We start from the raw sequence: 4,261 nt of genomic DNA, 5'->3' as shown, positions 1-4,261 counted from the left end.
TCCCCGGACTTCGGTGAAGAACCTTTTTTTTGCCCGCCCTTGTCCCGGCCGCGCCGCGGCCGCACCATCTCCCCATGGCCGACGCCCCGACCCCGACGCTGCGCCTGTTGAGCGCCAACATCCAGGCCGGCTCCAGCACCCGCGCCTACCGTGATTACGTGACCCGCAGCTGGTCGCACGTATTGCCCAGCGGCAAGCGCCTCAACCTCGACAGCCTGGCCGAGCTGGCCAGCAACTACGACCTGGTGGGCCTGCAGGAATCCGATCCCGGCAGCCTGCGCTCGGGTTTCACCAACCAGGCCGACTACCTGGCCGAGCGTGCGCACTTCCCGTTCTGGAGCCACCAGCCGAACCGGCGCATCTCGCGCATCGCCGGCAGCGGCAACGCCCTGCTCAGCCGGCTGCAGCCCACCGACCTGCTCGACTACGCCCTGCCCGGCCGCATCGCCGGCCGCGGCGTGCTGCTGGCCAGCTTCGGCGAAGGCGCCGATGCCTGGCAGCTGGCCATCACCCACCTGTCGCTGGGCGTGAAGTCGCGCCAGCTGCAGCTGGGCTTCCTGGCCGAACTGCTGGCCGATTCGCCGCGGCTGGTGCTGATGGGCGACTTCAACTGCGATTTCGATGCGCCCGAGATGCGCGCGCTCTACCGCGGCACCTCGCTCGAGCCGCCGCCGCACCGCATCGCCACCTTCCCCAGCTGGGCGCCGCAACGCGGCCTGGACCACGTGCTGGTGGGCGGCTTCAAGGTGCTCGACTACAAGGCCGTGCCGGCCGCCGGTTCCGACCACATGGCGGTCGGCGTGGAGCTGCTGCCCAAATGAAAGGGCCGGCGGTTGCCCGCCGGCCCTTCGTCACGCGCTGAAACGCCGGCCGGTCAGAACTTGATGTCGGCGCGCAGGTACCAGAAGCGGCCACCCGGGATGTCGTAGGTGGACGCGTCGTAGCCGTTGAGCGAGCAGGACAGGCAGATCGGCGGGTCCTCGTCGAAGACGTTGTTCACGCCCACGGCGATGCGCAGGTCCTTGTAGTCCTCGAAGCGGTAGCCCAGCTGCAGGTCGTTGTAGGTGATCGCCTCGAGCACGTTGGTGCCGGTGGCCGGGTTGCTGCACACCGGGAAGCCCACGGCCCGGCCGCATTCCTCGCGCAGCTCGCTGATGTGGCGCAGCGTCCAGGCGGCGTCGAAGTTGCCGCGCTTGAAGTCCAGGGTGAAGTTCGAGGTCCACTCCGGGATGGCGCTGTCGACCACCTCGATGCCCGGGCCCTGCGGCTGCACCTGGCCGGCGGCGCCGACGGCCCGGTAGTCGCCGACGAAGGTGTTGCGCCACGAGGCCTTGAACTGGCCGAAGTCGGTGGCGGGGAACACCCAGAACAGGTCCACGTCCCAACCGTCGGTGTCGATGGTGCCCAGGTTGGTCAGGCGGTTGTTGAAGCCGTTGATGCCGCCGGTGGGCGCGCGGGTGATGCCGTCGCAGTACAGCGCGTCCAGGGTCTGCACGCACAGGTCGAGCTGGGTCTGGGCGTCGATGGCCTGGATGGCGCCTTCGATCTCATGCCGGTAGTAGGTGACCTCGAAGTCCACGCGCTCGGCCCAGGCCGAATCCTCGAGGAAGCCCGGGCTCCAGATGAAGCCCGCCGAGAAGCTCGTGGAGCTTTCCGGGTCCAGCTGGTCGTTGCCGCCGGTGGTGACCGAGATCTGCGGGTTCGGCTGCTGGTAGTTGGCCGGCACGCCGAGCGCGGCGCAGTTGCCGGCCAGCGACGGGTTGAGCAGCGGCGTGTCGCAGGGGTCGTTGAGCTGGGCGTCGAAGCGGCTGGCCGAACCGAACAGCTCGCCGATCGACGGCGCGCGGAAACCTTCGGCGTAGCTGGCGCGCAGCACCAGTTCCTCGACCAGCTGGAAGCGCAGGCCGTACTTGGGCGTGAACTCCGAGATGCCGGTGGAATAATCCGAATAGCGGCCGGCCACGGTGAAGTCGAGCTTCTGGCCGATCTCGGTGTCCTGCAGCAGCGGGAAGTTGAGCTCGAAGAACAGCTCGCTCACGTCGTACTTGCCCGAGGTGGGCAGGGACGGCACGCCGTTGTAGTCGCCGGCGATGGTGAGCGCGTCGGGCTGGTACCAGCCCTCGAGGCGGCGGTGTTCCAGGCCCGCGGCGAAATCCACCGAGCCGGCCGGCAGGTCGAACAGGCTGCCGGAGAGGTTGGCGGTGAACAGCGCCAGTTCGTTCTGGCTCTCGTCGCGCACGATCGGCTGGATCCAGGCCAGCATGGCCGGCGTGATCGTGCCCGGGCCGCCGAAGATGTTGAGCGGCGTGCAGCCGGCCACGGCGGCGCAGGCGGCCGGGTCGCCCAGGGCCAGGGCGATGTTGCGGATGTTGTAGCTGCCGTAGTTGGTCTGCTCGGCCTTGTTCTCGCTGAAGGCCATGTTGACGTCCCAGTACAGCGTGCGCTGGCCGGCGTCGAACACGCCCTCGAGGCCGGCGCCGACGTACCAGGTGTCCACGTCCTGCTCGAACACGCGCGCGCCGCCCTCGACCGGGCGACGGCCGATGAGGATCAGGTTGGTGGCCGAATCGAGGTCGAAGCCGAACGGGTTGTACGGGTTCAGGGCCGAAATGAAGATGTTGTCGGCCAGCGGGTTGCCGGTACCGGCCTCGGGGCCGAGGAACAGCGGCTCGGGCGCGGCCTGGTTGGTGGACTCGCGGCGGTTGTACAGCACCTTGGCGTAACCGCTCACCGCGTCGCTGAACTCGAAGCGCACCTGGCCGAAGGCGCCCATGCGCTCGGACGGCGTCAGCAGCAGGTTGTACTGCGAGAAGTTGAAGCGGTCGGCGGTGGAGAAGCAGTGGTAGTCGTCGGTGCGCACGCAGCCGATCTGCGAGCCGTCGTAGGTCGGGTCGCTGGCGCCGTTGTTGGGCGTGATGTCGAGCACTTCGCCGGTGTTGGGGTCGACGAAGATGAAGCGGCCGGTCGGCGTGCCCGAGCTGCCGAAGGCGACGCCGGTGCCGGGCACCGGGAAGCTCGACTGTTCGCGGTCGCGCGAATAGATCACTTCCTGGTCGGTGTAGCTCAGGCCCAGGAAGAAGTTGGCGCGGTCGGTGCTGCCGCCCCAGGCCAGGTCGATGGACGAGGTGGCGCCGTCGCCTTCGCCGTACTGGCCGTACTGGGCGTTGACCGAGATGCCCTCGAAGTCCTTGCGGGTGATGATGTTGATCACGCCGGCGATGGCGTCCGAGCCGTACAGCGAGGACGCGCCGTCCTCGAGCACTTCGATGCGCTCGATGATGGCCAGCGGGATGGTGTTGAGGTCGGTGGACGAACCCACGCCCGAGGCGGAGGCTTCGTTGACCCAGCGCACGCCGTCCACCAGGACCAGCACGCGCTTGGAGCCCAGGTGGCGCAGGTCGGCCTGCGCGGAACCCGCGCCGACGCCGCTGCCGTCCGGCGGGAAGCCGAAGTTGCCGCTGGAGTTGAACTTGGTGTTGAGCGCCGAACCCGAACCGGTCAGGGACTGGATGATGTCGGCGACGGAAGTGAGGCCGCTGCGGTCGATGTCCTCGCGCGTGATGCGCTGCACCGGGACCAGGCCCTCGGCTTCCGAGGTCTTGATGCGCGTGCCGGTGACCTCGATGCGATCGAGCGTCTTGACCTCGTCTTCGGCCGGCGCGTCCTGCGCGGCGACCGCCGCCGGGATGAGCGCGAACAGCAATGCACCGCGGACCGCCTGGCTCAGGCGGGTAGTACGGATGGTCTTCATTGCATTCCCCATGGGTTGGTGGTGCCGGCGCCTTGCCCCCAATGCCCCGGCTGCCTTCCCTTGTAAAGAAATCGTCAAAACGTGACAACGGTCACGAATACTCAGCGCGTTAGTGCAATTGGACAACCGAGGCCGGTTTCGTTCAGGGAGCCAGCCAGACGCTGGTCCCGACCACCGCCAGGAAGGCCGCGAACAGCCGGCGCAGGGCCGGGCCGCTGATGCGGTGGGCCAGCCGGGTGCCCCAGGGCGCCGTCAGCACCGAGGCCAGGGCGATGCCCACCGCGGCGGGCAGGAACACAAAGCCCCAACTGCCCGCGGGCAGGCCCTGGGGCGCCCCCTGCAGGGCGTAACCGGCGGCGCTGGCCAGGGCGATGGCCACGCCGCAGGCGCTCGACGTGCCCACCGCCCGCACCGGCCGCACGCCGCGCCACACCAGCAGCGGCACCGTCATGCTGCCGCCGCCGATGCCCACCAGGGCCGACACCGCGCCGATGCCGGCGCCCGCGGCGG

At 69.1% G+C, this 4,261-nt stretch carries 3 protein-coding genes; 1 reads left to right on the top strand and 2 read right to left on the bottom strand.

Going from position 1 to position 4,261, the window contains the following annotated elements; all coding sequences use genetic code 11:
• Nucleotides 1-74 precede the first annotated feature (74 nt).
• Nucleotides 75-821 carry an endonuclease/exonuclease/phosphatase family protein gene (locus N790_RS12405; RefSeq protein ID WP_043804614.1) on the top strand — a complete coding sequence of 249 codons (747 nt, stop codon included), beginning with the start codon at nucleotides 75-77 and terminating at the stop codon, nucleotides 819-821.
• Between the two features lie 53 nt (nucleotides 822-874).
• Here the strand turns inward: N790_RS12405 and N790_RS12400 are convergent, their stop codons facing one another.
• Both N790_RS12400 and N790_RS12395 read right to left on the bottom strand, forming a co-directional pair.
• On the bottom strand, nucleotides 875-3,751 hold the full coding sequence (locus N790_RS12400; RefSeq protein ID WP_043804613.1) for a TonB-dependent receptor domain-containing protein: 2,877 nt from the start codon (nucleotides 3,749-3,751) through the stop codon (nucleotides 875-877).
• A 142-nt stretch (nucleotides 3,752-3,893) separates the two neighbouring features.
• Nucleotides 3,894-4,261, bottom strand: a 368-nt coding sequence (locus N790_RS12395; protein ID WP_043804611.1) for a sulfite exporter TauE/SafE family protein, incomplete at its 5' end; no start/stop codon positions are given.

The sequence above is a fragment of the Arenimonas malthae CC-JY-1 genome (assembly GCF_000747075.1).
Taxonomy (GTDB): Bacteria; Pseudomonadota; Gammaproteobacteria; order Xanthomonadales; family Xanthomonadaceae; genus Arenimonas; species Arenimonas malthae.
This window is presented reverse-complemented; position numbering and strand designations above follow the sequence as displayed.